Genomic DNA, 20,487 nt, shown 5'->3' on the forward strand with positions numbered 1-20,487 from the left:
ATATATGCACTAGGAGAAAACTACGACAGCCTGAGAAAAAAGAAAAAAAGTCATTGACAAGCTATTGCAAAAGTGTTATTATATCAAATGTGCCAATGAGCACTGAACTGAATAATGTGCATCCATAGCTCAGCTGGTAGAGCACCTGACTCTTAATCAGGGTGTCCAGGGTTCGAGCCCCTGTGGGTGTACCAATCAAACCTTGAAACTTCAAAGTTTCAAGGTTTTTCTTTTATCTTAAAAAAGTAAGAATCTGAGACGGTTAACTATTGGTTAACTATTTAGGTTTAACGAGGGCGGCAATCTGCTACAATTTTTCTCTTTCATCCAGTTCGTAGGAGGAGAATATGGGTGTTATTCGTGTTGAAAAAAATCGTAATTATACTGTGATGTCCAATTATCATTTGAGGGATAAAAGAATGTCACTCAAGGCAAAAGGCTTGCTGTCTTATATGCTATCATGCAGCGATGAGTGGAATTTTACCGTTCGAGGTTTAGAAGTAGTTCTGAAAGAGGGGCGAGACTGTATTCGTGCTGCGCTGGAAGAACTTCAAACCCTGGGGTACTTGGTGAGAGTTCAGCAGAGAACGGAAAAAGGCAATTTTGACAAAATCGACTATGTTGTATATGAGCATCCGAGAGATATAGCTGAGCAAGAGGAAAAGCGTGAAGGCATTGAAAAACCAGAATTGTCACCGTGTACGGAAAACCCGTCAACGGTAAAATCGAAAGCGGAGGATCCTTCACAAAGAAATACTAAATCATCAAGAATTACTAAAAAGAATAATTATCAAAAACATAATCTATCCGTAGAGGTCGCAACGGATCTGATTAAAGAGCAGATAGACTATACTAAGGCTGTTGAAGTATATGATATGGCTTTAATTGACAACCTCGTCGATATTATGACCGAGTTGAAATGTTTAAGTGCCTGCCAGGAAATGATTCGGATTGGGAAAGTGGAGTATCCATCGGATTTGATTTCTAGAAAACTGGAAAAAGTGAGGTGGATGCATATCGAGTATGTGGTGGATTGCTTTAAGCAGCATACAGATAAAATAAAAAACATTAAGTCATACTTGCAGCAGTCCTTGTTAAACGCCCCTGACACAATTGACGCATATTATACGGCGGAGGTGCAACATGACTTCTATGGGCGGGGGTAGTTTGCAGCTGTTTCGCCGTTTGGCGAAGACAGCAAAAACGGAGGGGTCGAGGCAGACCCCTCGGGATTTTCCGTTAGGAAAATCAAGGGGGATTCCAAAGGGGTGTGAAAGGCTTTGTCAGAAGCCTGAGAACCCCCGTTGGCATGATAAAGGCGCGCAGCGACTGGTACTTTGGAACAAAGTATATCATGCTACACTTTCTCGGGAGGGAGGCGGAGCAAATGGCACATATGCGTAAATGTTCTATGGCAGAAGCTGTGCATCTTTGCAAACATTATGAGCGCAATTCGAATATTCAAAGCTATGGGAACAGCGATGTGGATATGTCGAAAAGCTGCGAGAATTATAATTTAGCTCCCGAACGAGAAAGCCAAACGGACTATATACAGGGAAAGTTATCGGAAATCGCTCATGCGAAAAGAAAAGACCTGATAGTTATGGCTGACTTAATTATTTCGCAGCCGGTAGACTTGCCGGAGGAATATCGGGAACCCTTTTTTCAAGAAGCATATTATTTCTGTGTAGCTCGATATGGCGGAATATTGGGGGAAGAGTCTGTAATTAGTGCGTATGTGCATATGGACGAATCAACTCCGCATATGCATTTTGCGTTTCTGCCTGTTACAGAAAACGCTAACGGGGAGCTACGATTTTGTGCTAAAGAGAAAATATGCAGGAGAGATTTGAAAACCTTACATGGCGATATGCAGAAGTGGTTTGATGAAAAAGGAATCCCAGCAAGAGTGCAAAATGGAAACACTAAATTTGATTCGAACGGCAGGGCATTATCTGTAAAAGAGTTGAAACGGGAAGAATACAAGAACCATGACCGATGGCATGAGCATAAGCACGGGGCAAAGAACATGCAGAAGAATTATGGGAGGTGGTAGATGTGTATTTTTCGGTTGTAGACACTTTAGAAAGCTTTGTTTGGAAATTGGTTGCGGCTGGAACACTGATTTTTTCATGGATATTAGCCATAACACTATTTTCTAAGATATATAGGCTTCATAAAGATGGAATAGATTGGGCATTTTCAAAAGAACATTCTAGCGGTATTATCTTTGGAAAGAAATTTGGACAGATGTACATATCCTCGCTAGAAGCGAGGGAGGGACATATTTGCATACTTGGACCTAGTGGTAGTGGTAAAACAAGTGGCTTGCTTATTCCTACCTTGCGGAATTGGCGGGGAACCAGCTTTTCGATTGATATCGCAGGCGATATTGAGAAAAATGTCCACCAGGCTAAAAAGCTTATTTATCAGCCGGAAAACTTAAATTCAACGCCATATAATGTGTTTTATGCGATTGATATAATGGAGCAGGACGCTGACAAGTATGAGGCAATAGAAAAGCTTGCATATTTATTGATGCCGGAGCTGCCGCCCAGGGAAAGCAGTGCCAGTGCAAAGTTTTACAATCAAGAGGGGCGAAAAATTCTAACGGCAGCATTACTTGCAGGATATGGACAAGGGAAAGATTTCATTGAAATATGCAAATGGGTGATGACGTCCAGTTATCAGCAATTATTCCATGAGATTGACCAGTCCGGAAATGAACTGGCGATTCAGTATATCAATAGTTTTTCGGGGGCTTTATCGGAAAATACCAGTGGGTGTAAACAGGCTGCAGATTTTGCTATAAAGCTTTTTGCAACGAATGAATATGTTATGAACTCAATTCGCAGACCAAAGCGTGGCGAAGCAAGTTTTGATCCTGGGAAAATTGAGATTTACAATGTGTTCTTTGTTGTGAGTGATGCAAAATTAGATGTGTATGCGCCTTTAGTGCATTTAGTTGTTGCGCAGGTGCTGGAATACTTTTCGGTGCGTTCTGATGAAATGAAGCAAAGCATTTTACTTTGTATTGATGAAGCTGCAAGCTTCGGAAAACTGGAATTAACGGCTGCGCTGCGGAAATTACGAAAGCGCAGAATTAGAATTATAACGGCAACCCAATCGTTGAATGATTGGATAATGATATATGGTGAGGCTGAAACGAAAGCAATGCTTGGCAATTATGCCTATAAAGTTATCCTTGGTGCAAATGATTATGAAACGGCAGAGTTTTGGGCAAAATCCATAGGTCACAAAAAAAGTACACGCAGAAGTTTCCAAGAGGGGGATAAAGGTGGAAAGGTAATACATACAGAGATTAAAGAATTTGCTTATGAACCGGAGGAGCTGGGACGATTACGAAATAAATTGATTCTACTTTATCCGGGTGGGTACATGATGTTAAGAAAAAATTATTATTTTAAGTAAGTGTAGAAAGCAAGCGGTAGTTGACGAAGATGCCGCTTGCTTTTTATTTGTTTATTTCAGGGTTTTTTGTGCGACCGGCAATGTAATCTAAGCTTATTTCTAAAGCTTCGGCTATGGCGATTGCTGCTTTTAGTGATATGCCTCTTTGATCTCTCTCGATTTTTGACAGATCAGATTGGTCTATATGCGCTAGTGCAGAAAGCTGCACTTGAGTCAGTTCTTTCTGTTGCCGTATTGTTCGTAATTGTTGTCCGAACATGTGATGGATACCTCTGCTTTTTACTCTGTGATATGTGTTTGCTGTATAGAATCATGGACTAGTGTTAAACTAATCATAGAGATTATATAATATTTTTTGTAATTACGCAAGTGCGTACACGCAGTAGCGATACCGACTATACAATAATGTTGAGGTGAAAGCTATGGGCGTAAAAGATGCAGTTGTTGAAAGATTCTTGAACTTATGTAAAGAACAGAATATTAAGCTAAATGAATTGGCTAATCGTTCAGGGGTTACGCCATCGACGGTATATAGTTTGATGGATAGCAGCCGTAGAGATGTATCAATTATAACCATAAAGAAATTGTGTGACGGACTTGATATTTCTCTGGGAGAGTTTTTTCAGAGTACTGAATTTGATGAATTGGAGCAGGAGATAAAATAAGAACCCTGATTTTGCTGACTGAAAACCAAGGTTCTTTTTTGTTATAATTGAGGGATTTTTGTAGTGTTAATGAGGTTGCGCAGCATTGCCCGTTCTGCAGCATTCCCCTTTTCTTTCTCGGAAGCAGCACAGAATAAAAGCAAACTGTAATAGTTGATTTTAGATTCAATCCAAGTTTCCCAGTTATCAAGAATGGGCTTGTAAATTGAAGAGATTTTCAGTTTATCAGGACAAGATACGGCGTTTTCAAGAAGTGTTAATAGCTCAGTTTTTAATTTTAACAATTCGTCTGAATCTTCGCCATATGTGTGCGAATATATTTCTGCCCTATTTTCAATGGCAGAAATTAGTGAATCTAAATTCTTCAAGATTTTGTACTTTTGAGGACTCTCGGAAAGATTTTTGTTACTTTTTTTCGAAAAGTCCTCCGCAAACTTCACAAATGGTTTACCAGCTCTGAAAGAATTCTCTTGGATTGACATGTGAAATGTGCTTGAAACGTACTTGAATATTGTAGTTAGAGCCTCACTAAGACCGTCGCAGTATAGAGTTTCAACAAAAATGTTGTTCTGTGGGTATGGGGAGAAGAATTTTGCCTGGAACGCTTCGAGGAGAGTATCGGCAGGAATTTTTTTCGGATTTAACTCTTTCTCGTCAATCAAAAGCTGGGTGATTACTTGATATGTAGAATTAGGCACTTCAATTCGAGCCTTTTTCTTTGTAGCTGAAAAATATGGTTTTGGTTCGCCTTTTATTTGCAATGTGAAAAACCTATCGAACATAGATAACCTCCTGATTATTCATCATACTGTCTTACGATTTTAGCTCCAAAAGGGAATGTTGATTGTGTACCGTCTTCGGGAATTGAGAAAAAACCCGGAAGTGGAGCTGCATCGTATTCTTTGAAATTTTTGATTTTACCATTTTCCTTAATTAATGGTACACGCTTGGCGAGAATTTCTCGGAAGAGTGGATATTCTGTTATACACCTCTCCAGTATTGCATTTTCTTCTGTCTCTGACAAATGATAAATCTCTTTTTTTGAAGTGAAGTAAAAGTGAGGAATTCCGCCAAATTTTGCACTGTTTTTCGTCTCAATTACTCCCACGAAATTTGAATTCTTTTCATTATCCCATTCTATTCGTATCCAATCACTGGGCAATAAAGCATAAGCGTTTTGCAAGTCTACTTTTATCATGTGGATATTTGGCGTATCGGCATTATTTAATGATATTCCATCATTTAGGAACTGATATATATTATCGCATTGAAGTAATACCGCATTTCGTTCACCCTCATACATAGAACCAAAATCAGGGCGTTCTTGAAGTGTTTTTTCGAATAGACTTTCTACTGCATCGCTGAGAGCCTTTTTGACTTGTGGTCTTAAGCCATACATTGACCTGACAAGGTCATTAATCATTGTGGAATAGCTTGCACCATTAAGTCCACGCTTATGTGAATCTAGCAGTATTTCTGTGTCATTATCGAAATCAATGGATATCTTTCGGCGCTTTTTCTCATCGGTTGCCATAATATACCTCCAAAGTATTGACATTTTTTTAAAAATATTATAATATCTAATCGTAATACGAAGTTGTAATACGAAATTTCAATATTATTATATCACAGTTGATGTGGAGAAGCAAGTAAAAGAGGAGGGATTAAGTTGGTACGAATGCGAACCGCTGCACAAGCTTATCAAGAATTAAAACAGGTTGACCCAAAATCTTGTATTACTGAACGGCAAATTCGAGAGCTAATGAAGAGCGGAAAGATTCCAGTCGTTAAAGTAGGTAATAGAATACAGGTTAATTTAGATATTTTAATAGACTATTTTGCGAATCCTGCTATATATGAAAAGTAAGGATATGAAATAGAATTTCAATGAAAGAAGATTGATTATATGATTGGAAAAAAATAAAGCATCTTATGCTAGGAGGGCACAAGATGCTTCAAAGGCGAGCTGTCTGCGACAACTCATAAATGCAATTCCATTGTAGCAGATTTTACCGCCTTTGACAATAATTTTAACTGTGCGGAGGCGTAAAATGAAAAAAACTAATTTTATCGATAGGCATGGGAATAAGAGATATCGGTTGCAGCGGAAAGTAGGCATGAAGTTGAATTCAAACAATGAGTGGGTGAATGATGTTCGTAGTTTTTACGGAAGTTGCAAGCGGGAGGCTGAGGAAAAGTATGTTGCATTCGTGGCAAGAAAAGAAGAAAACAAAATGAATTCTCAGTATACATGTCTGGGACAAGCAATAGATGCCTGGACAGAAACTGTCTTCAAAAAAAGTGACTTGGCAAACTCGACGAAGAAGAAGTATTTAAGTGCATATGAGCGGCTATTGAAGAACTCTTATCTTGCGGGACAACGGATTAGTGAGGTATCTGCTCTTGACGTGCAAAAGTTGTATAATTCTATAACCGAGTGCTATAGTTCACGAAGAGCATTACATAATTTTCTTTCGCGGTTTTATAAATATGCAGAAGTTAATAGCTTCGCAACAGATATAACCAGAAGTTTAGTTGTCCAAAGAGATGCGACTAAGAAGGAAGACTTTGATATTGAGGTTTGGAGTGATGATGAATTGAAAGCGCTAATTGGTAGTCTTGAAGGAAATCTGCTTCGGCTTCTAGTGGTTCTTGCAGTAAATACGGGGGCAAGGTTCTCGGAATTATTAGCCCTTACATATGATGACATAATGGGGGATATGTTGTCTATTAATAAACAGTTATATGAATTTTCGGCAGTAGATTCAGAAGACCCGGCAGTGTTGCATATAGAACCAGTAAAAACAGAGACTAGCAATAGACTGATACCGCTGGCTGATGAGGTGGTTTCCGAAATCGAAAAACATAAAAAGTTACAGGAAGCCCACAAAAAAATTTTCAAGTACGAGAATAACGGTTTGTTATTTAGTACGAAAAATGGTACAATGCTATACAAGAGAAATGTGAGGAGGTCTTTGCAGCGTCATTGCAAAAAAGAAGGCATACCTTTCCACAAATTCCATGCATTTCGACATACTTTCGGCACCAATTTAAGTAGGCAGGGTGTTCCACTGGAAGAAATCTCAAAGTTAATGGGGCACAGTAGTACAGAAATTTCAAGCAAGTACTATATTTATGTTGATGCGCTACGCCGTAAAAAGGCGGTTGAAAAAATTGTGTCGTATAGCTTAAAAGGGTAACTAATAGTTAACTATTAAGTTATGCAAAAAAAAGAAAAGTTATTTCAAATTAATAGAGAAAGAGAAAAAGGATAAAAAGACATATCGTTTTCAATTCCTGGAGTTTTGAGGATAAAAGCCTTGGCATCGTTGAAAAATAGCGGAAAAAGTTTGACGCTAGAGAAGAATCAGGGTGTCCAGGGTTCGAGCCCCTGTGGGTGTACCAATACAGAAAAACAGATACCATTTGGTGTCTGTTTTTTCTTTGCCTGCAATCAAATCGCAGGGGCTCGAGATGCAAAGGATTACTACAGAGGAAGGAAAAGTCAGGAAGGTATGGCATGCGTATAAATAAAAAAAATGATGATTTGGCAGTGATTGTCTAGTATAATGGAAACAAAACGGCAGAATTTTGTCGGGGTATGTGCCGCCCGATATTGTGGACAAAGCGTCTAAACTGGCGTATTTTACAATAAAAGGCCCCGGGAGTATAGATGGCGGTCACTTGAAAGTAAAAGATATGTTACCACTTAAGTCAGATTTGTACTCCAAAATTCTTTGCCGAGCAAGCCGATAGGAAATTCCAGCGCATCATCGCAAGGCGTTAGACAAGATTTGCTAATTCGAAGTAAAATAACAGGAGAAATTTGCATGTTAAAAAAAGTAAACCAAATTACAACCATAGTAATTTATTCATTTCTCGGAGTCTTTGCCGGAAAGACAATCTTTACCTTTTGGCACTACAAAACCCGCCCGGAGCTTTATACTATGCGGTCAGCTCCATGGTACACAGAAATTTTACTTCACGGCGGACTTGTGGGCGTTGTGGTGATTATCGCTGTTTTGACGAAGAGTTTTGTCCGATGGAAGATGAAACAGGATAGAAGTTAAGGAAAAGGAGGCATACCATGTCATTTACAGAAATTTGCATTTATCAGGTGAAGCCGCAAAAGGTTGAGGAGTTTGAGGAACTCATGGCGAAGGCAGAGGACTTTCTGAAGAAGCAGGAGGGACTGCTTTTTCTTAGATTTGTAAAAAGAAATCACCGTATAGATATGGAACAAATCAGAGAGGGTTTGCCGCCCCTTGAAATCAAACGGGTTGTAAAAAGTGTAAAGTATATGCTTTACTGGGAATTTGACACCAGGGAGAACTATGGAACAGCACAGAAAAAGCTCTACGAGAGCTATTGGAAATCTATTGAGAAATGCCTGATTGCACCTCATGATAAATATTTGGGCGAGACCGTATTTTGATGTTCGGAAGGAAATGGAAATTACAGTGAATATTTACTATGGCGGTATGTATCGGACCAACCGGAGGCGCTTGAAAAAGACGCAGGGTTTATACGGGAATAATAATTTAATGCTTCTTGCACCATTTTGCGAAAAAAATAAGCAAATGGTGCAGTTTTTTCTTTGAAATTAGCTAAATCTGCACCATTTGTGTCAGAATTAAGGGCAATGGTGCGCGACAAGGGGATTGCAGAATTGATGATTTCCAGCATATTACAGGGGCTTCCAAAAATGTGATTGGATAGACAGTGAACTTCAGCCGTATAGACGTGAAATTGCTTCACTATGGAGTACGGCAAGTGATTTTCGCACCATGAGAGCGGATTTTTTGAAAAATGGTGCAGCTATGACCGTTTTGCTCTCAAGAAAGTGCACCAAGAGAGAAGTTTTGAGGGAAAATGATGCAGAGGCGACGGTGGACGTGACAACAGCGGCAAAATCATATATAATAGTGCTAATAGAAACTGCGCGAACAGAGAGGAAGGCTATATGATTTATTTGAACAACATCGAAAAGACGATTCACAAACCGGCGGCGAGGGATTTGGACCCAGTCAGCGACCAGCGGGCGAAGGAGCTGACTGCGAAGCTGCTTCACTGCAAAAGACCAGAAAATATATATCTGACAAACGGAGGAAGTGCTGCCATAGAGACGGCGTTGCGCGCCTTTGTTCCAAGAGGTGGACATGTGATTGTCGGCGCTTTTGAGAAGGCGGATACATTGCAGGTGCTTTCCGATTTGGAGTGCAGAATCAGCAGACTGAAGGCAGACCATTGCGGCAGACTGCAGTATAGCACCCTGGGAGATTTGATTGAAGAGGATACCTGTGCGGTGGTTTGTGCCCATGGATGCAGCCTGACGGGGAATGTGGCTGACCTGGAAAGGATTTCTTCTATTGCAAGAGGGCACAAAGTCCTTGTCATTTCAGATGGCAGACTGACGGCAGGCGCAATCGATGTAAACCTTGAAAATCTAGGCGTAGATGTTTACTGCATTACCAGTGAGAAAATGCTTATGGGACCTTCTGGTGTCGGCGGAATCTGTCTTAGAGACGGAGTGGATGAAACAGCGCTGCAGGCGCTGACGAGCCAAATAGAAGGTCCACAGCAAAGAGCGCTGAAAACCTTTGCTGAATCAATAGAATTTATTTTGGAAACGGGCATTTACGGCATCGCAATGCTGCCCCATAGACTGGCGAAGAGATTTTTTGAATCTGCTAAAGCTATGAATCCTGTCAAAGTCCACGGTGACTACGGTCCGGGAGATAGACTGCCGACTATTTGCATTACGGCAGAGGGATTCACGGCGGAGGAAATTCGTGACTATATGAAAGAAAAAGACATTTTAATTGGCGTGGAAAACGGCGTGGCGCAGTTTTCCTTTGGTTATTTCAACACGCGGCCGCAGGTCAAAGAAACTGTGCTGCGGCTTTTGGAAATGCTGGAGATTGACGATCCATACCTGCTGCCGTAAATTACGCGGAATACAACTAAAATCCAGAAAGGAGAACCTTATGATGAACCCAAGACCGATTATTTTTGATACTGATCCGGGCATTGATGATGCAGCAGCAATTGTCATTGCCATCAGAAATCCAAGTTTAGATGTACGACTTTTGAGCACTGTAGGCGCTAATGTGGAAGTCGAGAAAACTACTGCCAACGCCCTGAAACTGACCGAGTTTTTAGATGTGGATATTCCTGTTGCCAAGGGCTGCGGGCAGCCTTTAATGCGGACGCTGGAACCGTGTCCGGAAATTCATGGGCTCACCGGAATGGACGGTTTTGATTTTCCACCGTTACAGAGAAAACCGTTGGAAAAGCACGCAGTAGAAGCTATGCGCGAGATGATTATGGCAAGCGAGGAAAAGGTTACGCTGGTGGTAATCGGCACCCACACCAATATCGCCATTTTGTTCAGACTGTATCCGGAGGTAAAAACAAAGATTGCCGAAATTGTCACCATGGGCGGAGGTCTTAGCGGAGGAAATACCAATTCTACGGCTGAATTTAATATTTATAATGATCCCCATGCGGCAGCTATTGTTTTTGAATCTGGTGTGCCTATTACCATGCTGGGGCTTAATGTGACAAGACTTGCCCTGCTTCATAGACCGGCGGCAGAGCGCATTGATAAAAGCGGTCCTGCGGGGCACATGTTGTTTTCCCTCTTTGAACATTATAGAGGTGGTAGCCTTGATACGGGACTGATTGTTCACGACGCCTGCACCATTGCATATCTTTTGCACCCGGAGTTTTTCAAAACAGAAATGATGTCTATTGAAGTTGCCACAGAAGGGGTGGCGGCAGGTACGACGGTTTCTGATTTTCGTGCCGTGCGCAATGGAGAAAAAGCAGCAAATATCAACGTCTGCACTGAGGTGGACGCAGAAAAATTTGAAAACTGGTTTGTAGAGGAGTTTTGTAGATGAAAATATTGAATTTTGGCTCTTTAAATCTGGACTATGTTTATCATGTAGAACACATGGTGACTCCTGGTGAAACTCTGGCGTCTACAAGACTTGAAACCTTTTGCGGTGGCAAGGGTCTAAATCAGTCCATCGCTCTTGCAAAAGCAGGGGCAGAGGTTTATCATGCAGGGTGCATTGGAGAGGATGGGGCTATGCTCTTGCAGGCGTTGGAGGAAGCCGGTGTGGAGACTTCATATATCAAAACCCTGCCGGGCAAAACTGGTCATGCCATCATTCAGGTGGACAAAAGCGGTCAGAACTGTATTCTACTCTATGGCGGAGCAAACCGGTTATTGACCGAGCATTACATAAACCAGGTTTTGGAATCTTTTGGAGAGGGAGACGTTTTATTGCTACAAAACGAAGTCAATCTCCTACATGTTATCATTGACAAAGCCTATGAGCGGGGCATGAAAATCATACTCAATCCGTCGCCTTTCGATGATAACTTAAAGTTTTGTGATTTCAGCAAAATTTCCATGTTTTTGCTCAACGAAGTGGAGGGAGAACAGATTACAGGAAAAAAAGAGCCTGCAGCAATTTTGCAGGAACTGGCGCGGCTGTATTCACAGGCAAAGGTGGTTTTGACCTTGGGCGGAGATGGAGCATGCTATCGCGATGAAAGTGTAGAGTGTAGACAGCCTATTTATCCGGTGGAAGTGGTGGATACGACTGCAGCAGGAGATACTTTTACGGGATATTTTATTGCGGCAATGATGGAGGGCAAAAGGGTTTCAGAATGCCTCGACCTTGCATCAAAGGCGGCTTCTATTGCCGTGGGCAGAGAGGGCGCAGCGCCTTCGATTCCCCTAAGAGATGAGGTGTCAGCGCAGCTTTTATAGCAGACCTAAAGTTTTCAGGACGAAAAGCCAGCCTGTTAGGGTAAATGCAAGGAAAAAAGTAGTCAGCATAATGGTGCTGCTGGTTAGGGTACCTTCGTGATCCATGTTTTTTGCCATGATGTAGCTGCTGACCGTGGTAGAAGAACAGCACATGATGAGGATGGAAACTAGTTTATTCCCCGTAAATCCCATGAAGACGGCAATGGGCACGAAGATAAGACCTAGTCCGATTAATTTGATAAATGCGGCGAGACCCGCAGATTTAGCGCTTTTCAGCGCTTTTTTTATGTCAAAGGCGGCGCCCATGGAAAGTAATCCCAGTGGCGTAGCAAGACGACCAATATTTTCCAGTGTTCTGTCTAAAATTTGTGGCATCGGTAGATTTAAAAGTGCCCAGAATAAACCTAGCAGCACGCCCCAAAGGATGGGATTTTTCAGAATGCCGATTCCGGCGGATGCCAGCCGTTTTTTGTCTAGTGTACCGTGAGCTGGTTGGAAGAAAGACAAAACCACCACTGCCATGATATTGTAAAGGGGAACTGAGCCGATGATCATCAGCGGAGCCATGCCGCTGCTTCCGTACAGATTTTGAATGAGTGCGATGCCGAGAATCGCCGCACTGCTGCGATAGGCGGCTTGAATGAATTCGCCGCGCGTGGATTTGTCTGGCAGAAGAAAGGCAATTGCGGCGGTCAACGCGATGGAGAGAGCTGTTGCGATAAAGCAAAAAAGCACAAACCTGCCGTCCCACAGGCTGTAAAAATCTTCCCTGCATAAATCATAGAAGACCAGCACCGGCAAAGCAATTTGAAAGACGAAGCTGTTCAGCTTTGCAACAAATACTTCATCGAATATCTTAAATTTTGTAAAAACCATGCCCAGCACCAGCAGTAGAAACAGAGGAATAGTCGCGTTGAGACAAAAAAGTAAATTCGCCAGCATAGCAGTTGCCCTTTCTAAAAAGATTACTCCTCATTTTACGCCACTTATCAGCAAAGTGCAAGATTTTCCAATTATAATTTTTTTATGGGTGCACACACTAAGCCTGACAAATAAAAGGAGGGTGAAAACCATGGAAAAGAATAACCAGAAAAACAACAAGCAGAACAACAAGAATAACCAGAAGAACCAGAAGAATTCTGATCAGAGAAACAACGCAGAAAAGAACGAATATTAATTCTGTGCAAGCGGAAAGAGTCGGATTGATCATCTCTCAAATGAAAGAGCCTGTGAATCCGGCTCTTTTTGTATGGTTTTGTGGGGAAAAAGTTGAAAAAATCGCCTATATCGTTTGCTATCGCTGGAATTTTAGTGTATAATATTATGAAGTCTATCAGGAGGAGAAGCGATGAATGCAATCGGAAAATTCGGGAATTTTATGATGAATCATCAAGTGACAATCGAGATTTTGATGGTGCTGGGTTTGGCCGTGCTTGCCGCAGTGCTGCTGATGCGGGCGACGCTGCATGCAAAGAAGAAACGACAGCTGCTTTCCGAACTCAATGATACGGTCAGCGAGATCAGCGCGGCGGTCAGCAGTCTGAAAGAAAAGAAATCCGAAGTCATATACATAGATAACAGAACAGCAGACAAAGGCACCTGCGAGGCAATTTCTCTGACAGAGAAAGCACCTTCGACAGAGCAGATTTTGACCAGGGCAGCGGAAGCAGCAGAGATGGCTGAGACGGCTGCAACTTTGGACGAGCAACAGGCACCTAAGAAGTATTTTAGTAGAGATTGCTGTGTTTCAAAAAAAGGAAAAACGTACACCATAGAAGAATTAGAAGAACAAATCAAAGAATAAAGAATAGAGTTTGGTAGGAGGCAGCGATGTATTGTAAAGAATGTGGAAAACTGCTGGGCACTGACGACAAGTTCTGCAGCAAGTGCGGCACCAGAGTCGAAGAAGGCGAAGATGCGTTCGTGCCTGCCTTTAAGCAGACCGATGCACAGGCAGCGAAAACAGAAGAAGTGATGATCAGGAGAAGTGTTGCACCAGAACGCTTTGACTGGGATCTGGATGGGTACCCGACAGACAATAAAAAGACCGAGGATATCGACTTCAACTGGGATTCAGTATTAGAAGAAAAACAGCGCAATCTTTTTGCTAGAGAACTTGCGCAGAGTCAGCAGCGGGCGGAAGCAGCAGAGGAAGCGGCAGAAGCGCCGGAAAAAGAGTCTGAAGAAACAGCAGAGCCGGAATCTGTCAAAACCACAGGTGATGAAGCCGTTGAACCGGAGCGGCTGTTTGCGGAGATGGGCACCTTTGAAGCACAGGAGCCGACCCGTGTAATGGACAGAGGCGCGGGCAAGGCAGACGGAATAGATAAGTTCTATACTTTCAATCAAAAGAATGCAGCTTTTCAGGCGCTTTTAGATCAGGAATATGAGCGGATTCAGAGTGGGCAGGATTTTGTTCCCAGCTTTATCGCAGAGCAGGAGGCAGAGACGGCACGTGAAGAGCAGTCGAAAACTACCCAAGAAAGCAGACATGAGGAATTTGACTGGACACTGCCTGGCGACAAAGCGTTTACCGAAGCAGTTACCGAAAAAATAGAAGAATCAAAAGAGGAATTGTGGTGGGAGAGCGATTCTGTGGAACCGGAAGCCGAGACTGAGCAGGAGGGAACGGAAGTCTTCCCTATAGAGGATCAGTCTCAGGAGGATTCCTACATTGGAGTTGAGCTGGCGAGCACGCCGGAAGGATATCTTGAACTTGATCAGCCGCAGGTAGTACCGCAGCCGGAGGTTGAGACGGGCTTTGCAGAGGCAGAGACATTTCACACCGATGAAGTGCCGACCCTGGAAGAACTTGCGCAGGAAGAAGGTGACGCTGCATCGCAGCTTCCCCCCAGCAGGACTGCGGAAAAGAAAGCAGAAGAAGACCGATCAAGGCTTACTTTTTACGATGTCTTTGGCGCTGATGACGACGATGATGCTGCTGCGGAAGCGCCAAAAAAGAAAGGAAAGGTCCTAAAAGTAATTGGAATTTTCCTTTGCATTTTTATCGTACTGGATTTGATAGCGATAGGAGTTCTGCATTTTGCACCGGACTCGGCAGCTGGCAAGATGATTGACAACGGCTATCACCAGATTCTTGGTATTTTTGCGGGAGAAACCCAGGAAGAGGAGCCGCCGCAAGAACCGGTACCAACGGCTAGTGAAATTGCACAGCTTATCGAAGCGAAGAAAGGGCTGGGGACTAATATTGCAGTTTGCGAAGAGGACCAGAATTTGTTGTTTGAAGATGGGAACGACTATGGTTTTGAGGGCTTCAGCAATGCGTATACCTTTGCCGATAAGCCATGGTACACAGATGATGAAGGAAATTCTGTAACCTATGGAGGTGAAATCATAGGCACAGTAGTCCAGTTCTACTCCGCTTGGGTAGACAAAATAAATGGAAAGAACGAAGACGTTTTGGATTTTGTAGATGAGACTTCTGCACTTTATTCTGAGATACAGGAGCTGAACGAAAGCGAAGATGTTTCATACGGAATCAATAAGCTGGCTATTGGAGATATCCGTGCCGGTGGAGCGGGATTTTACGTTTATGTTTCTGTAGTCAAAGTTGACAGCAGTACAAGCGAAGAATTTACAGAAAAGCAGATTGTCTACATGGAGCCGGTCAATAAGACTATGCAGATTGTAGAAATCAAAACAATTTAGGAGGACTAATTTTGAACAAGAAAAGCGCAAAAGGGCAGCGACGGCTTAGCGTAATCATCATGTTTATCGTAATTATTTTAGCCTTATTCTTATTACTGATAAACTTTATTACGGACTGGCTGTGGTTTAAAGAAATGGGATATGTGAGTGTATTCCTGAAACAACTGACGACCGAACTCGAAGTGGGTATTCCGATTTTTGTGATTTTAACACTAATCATGAATTTCTATCTGAGAATGCTGAAAAAAGGCTATTTTAATAAGATTGCATCTCACGAAGCAACTGATATGAAGAAGCTGGGACGTTATACGACACTGATCTCGGCGGCGTTCGGGCTGTTCTCCGCATTCTATGCAGTAAGCAGTTTGTGGTTTGAGATTTTGCAGTTTGCTAACGCAACGGGGTTCGATATCAAAGACCCGTTATTCCATATTGACATTTCGTTCTATATTTTCCAGCTGAATTTCTTAAAACAGCTCAACGAAATGTTTATCGGCATGGTGCTTCTGATTATTGTAGTTACCGTGATTTACTACTCTATCCTGCTGTCCGTGCATACGCCGGATATGTTTAAGGAAGAGGAGACTCCGCAACAGGAGCCTGAATTTGACAGTGAAGAACGCTATGACGGCGGAGACAACCCATTCTCCGGCATGGGCGGCAACAGTCCGTTTGACAAAGTTTTTGAAGCTTTTACCGGAAAGAAGGCACAGCCGAGAGCGGCAAAACCAAAGAAACAGTTTGACGACAACAATTTTAAGCAACTTCTGCACATTGCCTCCGGTCAGCTGACCTTCTTGGGCGTAGTATTCTTCCTGATGGTTGGAATCAACTTCTTCCTGAAGCAGTTCGACTTGCTCCACACCCATACAGGTGCAGTATACGGCGCTGGATTTACCGATGTAAATATTACCCTTTGGGTCTACAGAGCTCTTTGCGTACTAGCGGTGCTGGGTGCAATTACTGTAATCATTCACATCAAAAAGAAGCAGTTCAGAAAAATTTTCACGATTCCAGTGATTATGATTCTGATTGGTGCGCTGGGAACCGGAGCAAGCTATCTGGTGCAGAACTTCATTGTGTCGCCGGACGAGATTAACAAGGAATCCAAATATCTGGAAAGAAATATTGAGTATACTCAGTATGCTTACCAGCTTGACAATGTTTCCGTAAAATCATTCGATGCAGACAATTCTCTGACCAGCGAGGATATTGCAGGAAACTCTGAAACTATTGAAAATATTCGTATTAACGACTATGAACCTGTAAACACTTTCTATAATCAGACGCAGAGTATCAGACAGTACTACAAATTCAACGATGTTGACGTAGACAGATATATGGTAAACGGGGAATATACCCAGACCTATCTGTCCACTAGAGAAATTGACAAAGAAAAGATTCAGGATACTTGGCTCAACAGACACTTGAAATACACCCACGGTTACGGTATCGCGCTGTCCAGAGTAGACGCGGTGACCCAGAGCGGTCAGCCGGATGTTCTGATTAAGAATATTCCGCCGCAGTCCTCTATCGAGGAAATCTCTGTGGATCGCCCTGAAATCTATTTCGGCGAAATGACCAACGATTACATTCTGGTCAACACCAGTGAAGAAGAATTTGACTATCCTGACGGAAGCGCCAACCAGTACAACAAGTACGAGGGAGAAGCCGGCATCAAGCTGAATATGCTCAACCGTGTGATGTTTGCCATCAAGGAGCAGAGCATGAAACTTTTGGTTTCTTCCAATATTAAGAGTGATTCCAGAATCATCATCAACAGAAACGTGATGGATCGCGTACGGAAAATCATGCCGTATCTGAGTTACGAGGAAGATCCGTATGCAGTGATTGCGGACGGCAAGGTTTACTGGATGCTGGATGCTTACACTACCAGCTCCTACTATCCGTATTCTGAGCCATATTCTGGTAAGAATGGAGATATCAACTATATCAGAAATTCTGTAAAAGTAGTCATCGACGCATATAACGGCGATGTAAACTTCTACATTGTAGATGACACCGATCCGATTGCAAAGACGTTCCAGAAGATTTATCCGGCGCTGTTTAAGGATTTGAATGAAATGCCGGAAAGCCTGGTAGCTCATATCAGATATCCGAATACACTCTTTGCTATTCAGGCAGGCGTATACAGCCGTTACCACATGGAAGACGTAAAGGTATTCTACCAGAATGAAGACGTTTGGGATATCGCTGATGAAATCTATGGACAGGATCAGCAGAAGATGTCGCCGAATTACTATATCGCAAAACTGCCGGGCGAGAACAGCGCTGAGTTCTTTAACTCTCTGCCATTCACGCCGAAGTCAAAGCAGAACATGACTGCTTTGATGGTGGCAAGAAACGATGGCGAACATTACGGTGAACTGGTGCTGTACAGCTTCCCGAAGAGCAAGACTGTATACGGTCCGATGCAGATTGAAGCGCAGATTAACCAGAATCCTGAAATTTCCAGTGACTTTACGCTGTGGAGTTCCAGAGGCACGACATATAAGAGAGGAAACCTCTTCGTCATTCCGATTGAGTCTTCACTGCTTTATCTGGAGCCGGTTTATCTGGAGGCTGAAAACTCCGCAATTCCGGAAGTAAAACGTGTTATTGTTGCTTATGATGACAAGATTGCTTACGAGGAAACCTTAGCGGAAGCTTTGGAAGCATTGTTTGGAGAGGGAACCGGTACAAAGGCACCTGTGGATAACAATGGCGATGACAACCAGAATGGAGGTCAGAGCAGCTCCGAAAAAACTACAGCTGACTGGATTAAACAGGCATCTGAAAGCTATGATAAAGCGCAGAATGCGCTGAAAAATGGAGACTGGGCAAAGTATGGGGAGTATATGAAGTCTCTGGAAGAAGCTTTGAACAAGTTAGCATAATTAAGAGTGAATTTGGGAGATTGGGGCATTCGCGCGCGGATGTCCCATAACCTGTTATTCTATATAATTTTTTAGATAATCTGGCTTATAAAGGAGGACGATATGCTGGACTACGATTTAGATAAAATGCTGTTTACGATTCCTGCAGCAAACCATTCAGCGCAGGAAATTACAAAGATATTAAAGGAACATCCGGAAGTCCAATTCGTTTCCCTGGTGGGAATTGATATCGGCGGCCACGATACCGACGAAAAGATCCCCGTAAATTTGTTCCTTGAAGACATAGATAAGATGCTGGCAGGCGGTGTGCAGACTGATGGATCCAGTGTAGCACTTCCGGGTATTGCAGTGCTCAATAATGCAAAGATTGATATCATTCCGGATCTTTCTGTGAACTGGTATGTGGATTATAATTTTAGTCACTTAGGATACCGCACAGGACTCCCTATCGGAACTCTTAGAATTCCATCCTTTTTGGTACACAACGACAATTTTGAGGTTGGATCCAGAGTTGTGCTTCGCGATGCGCTCAATCACTTTAAGAAAAAGCTGATGGAAGAACTTGCGGCATATCCTTACGTATTTGAGTATATCAATGGCATTGACAGTGTAGATGACATTGAAGATTTGGTGCTGACCAGTGCCACTGAACTGGAATTTTGGGTAAAAACCCCAGATGACAAAGGGGATAGAGAGCAGCTGTTTACAGCGCAGGTTTTGAAAGAACAGTATTGGAAGCGTACTTACGGAGAGGTGAGAACCGCCCTGGAAGAGACGCTGATGCTATTAGATAAATATGGCTTTGAAGTAGAGATGGGACACAAGGAAGTCGGCGGCGTCAAGGCAAAAATGGGTCACAGCGGGCATTACGACCACGTCATGGAGCAGCTTGAAATCGACTGGAAGTATGCAGATGCAATGCAGGCTGCAGACAATGAGAATCAGGTGAAGTACGTGGTGAGAGACATCTTTACTAAACACGGTCTTGATGTAACCTTTATGGCGAAGCCTTTTGAGGGCGTTGCGGGAAGTGGTGAGCATACCCATCTGGGTCTTGCAGCCAAGCTGAAAAATGGTAAGATGGTCAGCATGTTTGCGCCGGCAGATTTCAGTAAGGATTTTATGAATCCACTGGGTTACGGCGCGCTGATGGGAATTTTGAAGAACTATGAGGTAATCAATCCTTTCGTAAGTTCATCAAATGACTCCCTTAACCGTCTGAAGCCAGGCTACGAAGCGCCGGTTTGTATCGTTACCTCCCTGGGCAGAGCTGTGACAGAGCCATCCAGAAACAGAACCGTTTTGGTGGGTTTAATCAGAGACCCGAAAAATCCGATGGCAACTCGATTTGAGCTTCGTGCGCCAAATCCGAAGAGCAACACCTATCTGGTGATTGCAGCTTCCTATATGGCAATCTTAGATGGTGTGCATGCGGTTCTTGCTGCAGGAAAAACGCCAAAAGAGCTGGAGGCTTCCATCTCCAAAAAACACGGGCAGGATGATTTTTATCTGGAAACAGAGCGGGAATATCGCAGTGAGTATAACGTGTTTGAAGATTTTACAGAGGAAGAACGTGACCACCTCTTTGGTCATGCGCCTGCAACGGTTTGGGAAAACCTTCGTGCATTTGATGAACACCCGGAAAGACTGGCAGTGTTTAAGGAAGGAAATGTCATGCCGGACATTGTTCTGGAGTCTTACCGTGAGCAGACCTTGTCACAGTGGAAAACAGAGCTGCATGACCGAATTATTCCGGATACGATGAATTTTATCAGGAGCTGCAAGCAGGTACATAATCTTGACGATTTTTCCGATTATGATATCAAAAACTGGATTGAAATTGATCGGATCAGACATGAGATCGCCAAGGACACTATCACAGAAAAGTGTCTGCTGACAAGAGCAAAGAATGCGCTGGACGAGGGTGACTACGATCTGGCATCAGATTTACAGCTGGAAATTCAGCAGAAAGTAAACCTGCTGAGCAGCCTGTATATTAGATATAAGAAAAATTTGCTATAGTAAATGGTAAAAGGAG

The 20,487-nt window shown here is 42.8% G+C and carries 21 protein-coding genes and 1 tRNA gene; 17 read left to right on the forward strand and 5 right to left on the reverse strand.

Features of this window, described 5'->3' with window-relative positions; genetic code table 11:
- The first annotated feature begins 118 nt into the window (after positions 1–118).
- The 4 genes from D1155_RS11315 to D1155_RS11330 all read left to right on the forward strand — a co-directional run bounded on the left by D1155_RS11315 (position 119) and on the right by D1155_RS11330 (position 3,432).
- Positions 119–194, forward strand: a tRNA-Lys gene (locus tag D1155_RS11315).
- Between the two features lie 153 nt (positions 195–347).
- The gene (locus D1155_RS11320; RefSeq protein WP_160202520.1) at positions 348–1,166 is read left to right on the forward strand and encodes a DUF6017 domain-containing protein; all 819 of its coding nucleotides are present in this window, start codon (positions 348–350) and stop codon (positions 1,164–1,166) included.
- Between the two features lie 104 nt (positions 1,167–1,270).
- The gene (locus D1155_RS11325) at positions 1,271–2,056 is read left to right on the forward strand and encodes a plasmid recombination protein (protein WP_160202521.1); all 786 of its coding nucleotides are present in this window, start codon (positions 1,271–1,273) and stop codon (positions 2,054–2,056) included.
- Between the two features lie 2 nt (positions 2,057–2,058).
- Positions 2,059–3,432 (forward strand): type IV secretory system conjugative DNA transfer family protein, encoded by a 1,374-nt coding sequence (locus D1155_RS11330; protein ID WP_160202522.1) that lies wholly within the window; start codon positions 2,059–2,061, stop codon positions 3,430–3,432.
- 43 nt (positions 3,433–3,475) lie between these two features.
- On the opposite strand, the gene D1155_RS11335 is transcribed toward D1155_RS11330, so the two are convergent.
- On the reverse strand, positions 3,476–3,691 hold the full coding sequence (locus D1155_RS11335) for a helix-turn-helix transcriptional regulator (RefSeq protein WP_160202523.1): 216 nt from the start codon (positions 3,689–3,691) through the stop codon (positions 3,476–3,478).
- Positions 3,692–3,854: 163 nt separating this feature from the next.
- On the opposite strand from D1155_RS11335, the gene D1155_RS11340 reads away from it, so the two are divergent.
- Positions 3,855–4,097, forward strand: a complete 243-nt coding sequence (locus D1155_RS11340) for a helix-turn-helix transcriptional regulator (RefSeq protein ID WP_160202524.1) — start codon at positions 3,855–3,857, stop codon at positions 4,095–4,097.
- Between the two features lie 41 nt (positions 4,098–4,138).
- Here the strand turns inward: D1155_RS11340 and D1155_RS11345 are convergent, their stop codons facing one another.
- Positions 4,139–4,879, reverse strand: coding sequence for a hypothetical protein (locus tag D1155_RS11345; RefSeq protein WP_160202525.1), 741 nt, complete (start codon positions 4,877–4,879; stop codon positions 4,139–4,141).
- Between the two features lie 14 nt (positions 4,880–4,893).
- Entirely contained in the window at positions 4,894–5,631 is a 738-nt protein-coding gene (locus D1155_RS11350) for a hypothetical protein (RefSeq protein ID WP_160202526.1), read from the reverse strand.
- A 135-nt stretch (positions 5,632–5,766) separates the two neighbouring features.
- On the opposite strand from D1155_RS11350, the gene D1155_RS11355 reads away from it, so the two are divergent.
- From D1155_RS11355 to D1155_RS11370, 4 genes are all read left to right on the forward strand, one after another.
- Positions 5,767–5,964 carry a helix-turn-helix domain-containing protein gene (locus D1155_RS11355; protein WP_160202527.1) on the forward strand — a complete coding sequence of 66 codons (198 nt, stop codon included), beginning with the start codon at positions 5,767–5,769 and terminating at the stop codon, positions 5,962–5,964.
- 184 nt (positions 5,965–6,148) lie between these two features.
- Positions 6,149–7,297, forward strand: coding sequence for a site-specific integrase (locus D1155_RS11360; RefSeq protein ID WP_160202528.1), 1,149 nt, complete (start codon positions 6,149–6,151; stop codon positions 7,295–7,297).
- A 630-nt stretch (positions 7,298–7,927) separates the two neighbouring features.
- The gene (locus D1155_RS11365; RefSeq protein ID WP_160202529.1) at positions 7,928–8,167 is read left to right on the forward strand and encodes a hypothetical protein; all 240 of its coding nucleotides are present in this window, start codon (positions 7,928–7,930) and stop codon (positions 8,165–8,167) included.
- Positions 8,168–8,184: 17 nt separating this feature from the next.
- Positions 8,185–8,532 (forward strand): hypothetical protein, encoded by a 348-nt coding sequence (locus D1155_RS11370; protein WP_160202530.1) that lies wholly within the window; start codon positions 8,185–8,187, stop codon positions 8,530–8,532.
- A 20-nt stretch (positions 8,533–8,552) separates the two neighbouring features.
- On the opposite strand, the gene D1155_RS11375 is transcribed toward D1155_RS11370, so the two are convergent.
- Complete coding sequence (locus D1155_RS11375) at positions 8,553–8,783, reverse strand: hypothetical protein (RefSeq protein ID WP_160202531.1); 231 nt, start codon at positions 8,781–8,783, stop codon at positions 8,553–8,555.
- Between the two features lie 101 nt (positions 8,784–8,884).
- On the opposite strand from D1155_RS11375, the gene D1155_RS15670 reads away from it, so the two are divergent.
- From D1155_RS15670 to D1155_RS11390, 4 genes are read left to right on the forward strand one after another with little or no spacing between them, the layout of a single operon-like run.
- Positions 8,885–9,064, forward strand: a complete 180-nt coding sequence (locus D1155_RS15670; protein WP_207709528.1) for a hypothetical protein — start codon at positions 8,885–8,887, stop codon at positions 9,062–9,064.
- Positions 9,061–10,044 carry an aminotransferase class V-fold PLP-dependent enzyme gene (locus D1155_RS11380; RefSeq protein WP_160202532.1) on the forward strand — a complete coding sequence of 328 codons (984 nt, stop codon included), beginning with the start codon at positions 9,061–9,063 and terminating at the stop codon, positions 10,042–10,044. The genes D1155_RS15670 and D1155_RS11380 overlap by 4 nt, the downstream gene beginning before the upstream one ends.
- A 40-nt stretch (positions 10,045–10,084) precedes the next feature.
- The gene (gene rihC / locus D1155_RS11385; protein WP_201759590.1) at positions 10,085–11,002 is read left to right on the forward strand and encodes a ribonucleoside hydrolase RihC; all 918 of its coding nucleotides are present in this window, start codon (positions 10,085–10,087) and stop codon (positions 11,000–11,002) included.
- The gene (locus D1155_RS11390) at positions 10,999–11,883 is read left to right on the forward strand and encodes a ribokinase (protein WP_160202533.1); all 885 of its coding nucleotides are present in this window, start codon (positions 10,999–11,001) and stop codon (positions 11,881–11,883) included. The genes rihC and D1155_RS11390 overlap by 4 nt, the downstream gene beginning before the upstream one ends.
- On the opposite strand, the gene D1155_RS11395 is transcribed toward D1155_RS11390, so the two are convergent.
- Complete coding sequence (locus D1155_RS11395) at positions 11,878–12,825, reverse strand: AEC family transporter (protein ID WP_347560993.1); 948 nt, start codon at positions 12,823–12,825, stop codon at positions 11,878–11,880. The genes D1155_RS11390 and D1155_RS11395 overlap by 6 nt on opposite strands.
- Positions 12,826–13,231: 406 nt before the next feature.
- Between D1155_RS11395 and D1155_RS11400 the strand changes: the two genes are divergently transcribed.
- The 4 genes from D1155_RS11400 (at position 13,232) to D1155_RS11415 (ending at position 20,471) form a co-directional block, all read left to right on the forward strand.
- Positions 13,232–13,687: a hypothetical protein gene (locus D1155_RS11400; protein ID WP_160202534.1), complete on the forward strand. Its 456-nt coding sequence runs from the start codon at positions 13,232–13,234 to the stop codon at positions 13,685–13,687.
- 26 nt (positions 13,688–13,713) lie between these two features.
- Positions 13,714–15,552 carry a zinc ribbon domain-containing protein gene (locus tag D1155_RS11405; protein WP_160202535.1) on the forward strand — a complete coding sequence of 613 codons (1,839 nt, stop codon included), beginning with the start codon at positions 13,714–13,716 and terminating at the stop codon, positions 15,550–15,552.
- A gap of 11 nt (positions 15,553–15,563) precedes the next feature.
- Entirely contained in the window at positions 15,564–18,449 is a 2,886-nt protein-coding gene (locus D1155_RS11410; RefSeq protein ID WP_243151082.1) for a UPF0182 family protein, read from the forward strand.
- A 102-nt stretch (positions 18,450–18,551) separates the two neighbouring features.
- Positions 18,552–20,471 carry a glutamine synthetase gene (locus tag D1155_RS11415; protein ID WP_160202536.1) on the forward strand — a complete coding sequence of 640 codons (1,920 nt, stop codon included), beginning with the start codon at positions 18,552–18,554 and terminating at the stop codon, positions 20,469–20,471.
- Positions 20,472–20,487: the final 16 nt, after the last annotated feature.

Origin of the sequence: Anaerotruncus sp. 80 (assembly GCF_009936115.1) — a bacterium.
GTDB classification, from domain to species: domain Bacteria; phylum Bacillota; class Clostridia; order Peptostreptococcales; family Anaerovoracaceae; genus Senimuribacter; species Senimuribacter intestinalis.

What these genes read in the sequence shown, in the direction of transcription:
- D1155_RS11415 (WP_160202536.1), top strand. Translation starts at nt 18,552, where the DNA reads ATGCTGGACTACGATTTAGATAAAATGCTGTTTACGATTCCTGCAGCA.
- D1155_RS11370 (WP_160202530.1), top strand. Translation starts at nt 8,185, where the DNA reads ATGTCATTTACAGAAATTTGCATTTATCAGGTGAAGCCGCAAAAGGTT.
- D1155_RS11335 (WP_160202523.1), bottom strand. Translation starts at nt 3,691, where the DNA reads ATGTTCGGACAACAATTACGAACAATACGGCAACAGAAAGAACTGACT.
- D1155_RS11365 (WP_160202529.1), top strand. Translation starts at nt 7,928, where the DNA reads ATGTTAAAAAAAGTAAACCAAATTACAACCATAGTAATTTATTCATTT.
- D1155_RS15670 (WP_207709528.1), top strand. Translation starts at nt 8,885, where the DNA reads ATGAGAGCGGATTTTTTGAAAAATGGTGCAGCTATGACCGTTTTGCTC.
- rihC (WP_201759590.1), top strand. Translation starts at nt 10,085, where the DNA reads ATGATGAACCCAAGACCGATTATTTTTGATACTGATCCGGGCATTGAT.
- D1155_RS11345 (WP_160202525.1), bottom strand. Translation starts at nt 4,879, where the DNA reads ATGTTCGATAGGTTTTTCACATTGCAAATAAAAGGCGAACCAAAACCA.
- D1155_RS11395 (WP_347560993.1), bottom strand. Translation starts at nt 12,825, where the DNA reads ATGCTGGCGAATTTACTTTTTTGTCTCAACGCGACTATTCCTCTGTTT.
- D1155_RS11405 (WP_160202535.1), top strand. Translation starts at nt 13,714, where the DNA reads ATGTATTGTAAAGAATGTGGAAAACTGCTGGGCACTGACGACAAGTTC.
- D1155_RS11350 (WP_160202526.1), bottom strand. Translation starts at nt 5,631, where the DNA reads ATGGCAACCGATGAGAAAAAGCGCCGAAAGATATCCATTGATTTCGAT.
- D1155_RS11320 (WP_160202520.1), top strand. Translation starts at nt 348, where the DNA reads ATGGGTGTTATTCGTGTTGAAAAAAATCGTAATTATACTGTGATGTCC.
- D1155_RS11375 (WP_160202531.1), bottom strand. Translation starts at nt 8,783, where the DNA reads ATGCTGGAAATCATCAATTCTGCAATCCCCTTGTCGCGCACCATTGCC.
- D1155_RS11340 (WP_160202524.1), top strand. Translation starts at nt 3,855, where the DNA reads ATGGGCGTAAAAGATGCAGTTGTTGAAAGATTCTTGAACTTATGTAAA.
- D1155_RS11360 (WP_160202528.1), top strand. Translation starts at nt 6,149, where the DNA reads ATGAAAAAAACTAATTTTATCGATAGGCATGGGAATAAGAGATATCGG.
- D1155_RS11390 (WP_160202533.1), top strand. Translation starts at nt 10,999, where the DNA reads ATGAAAATATTGAATTTTGGCTCTTTAAATCTGGACTATGTTTATCAT.
- D1155_RS11400 (WP_160202534.1), top strand. Translation starts at nt 13,232, where the DNA reads ATGAATGCAATCGGAAAATTCGGGAATTTTATGATGAATCATCAAGTG.
- D1155_RS11380 (WP_160202532.1), top strand. Translation starts at nt 9,061, where the DNA reads ATGATTTATTTGAACAACATCGAAAAGACGATTCACAAACCGGCGGCG.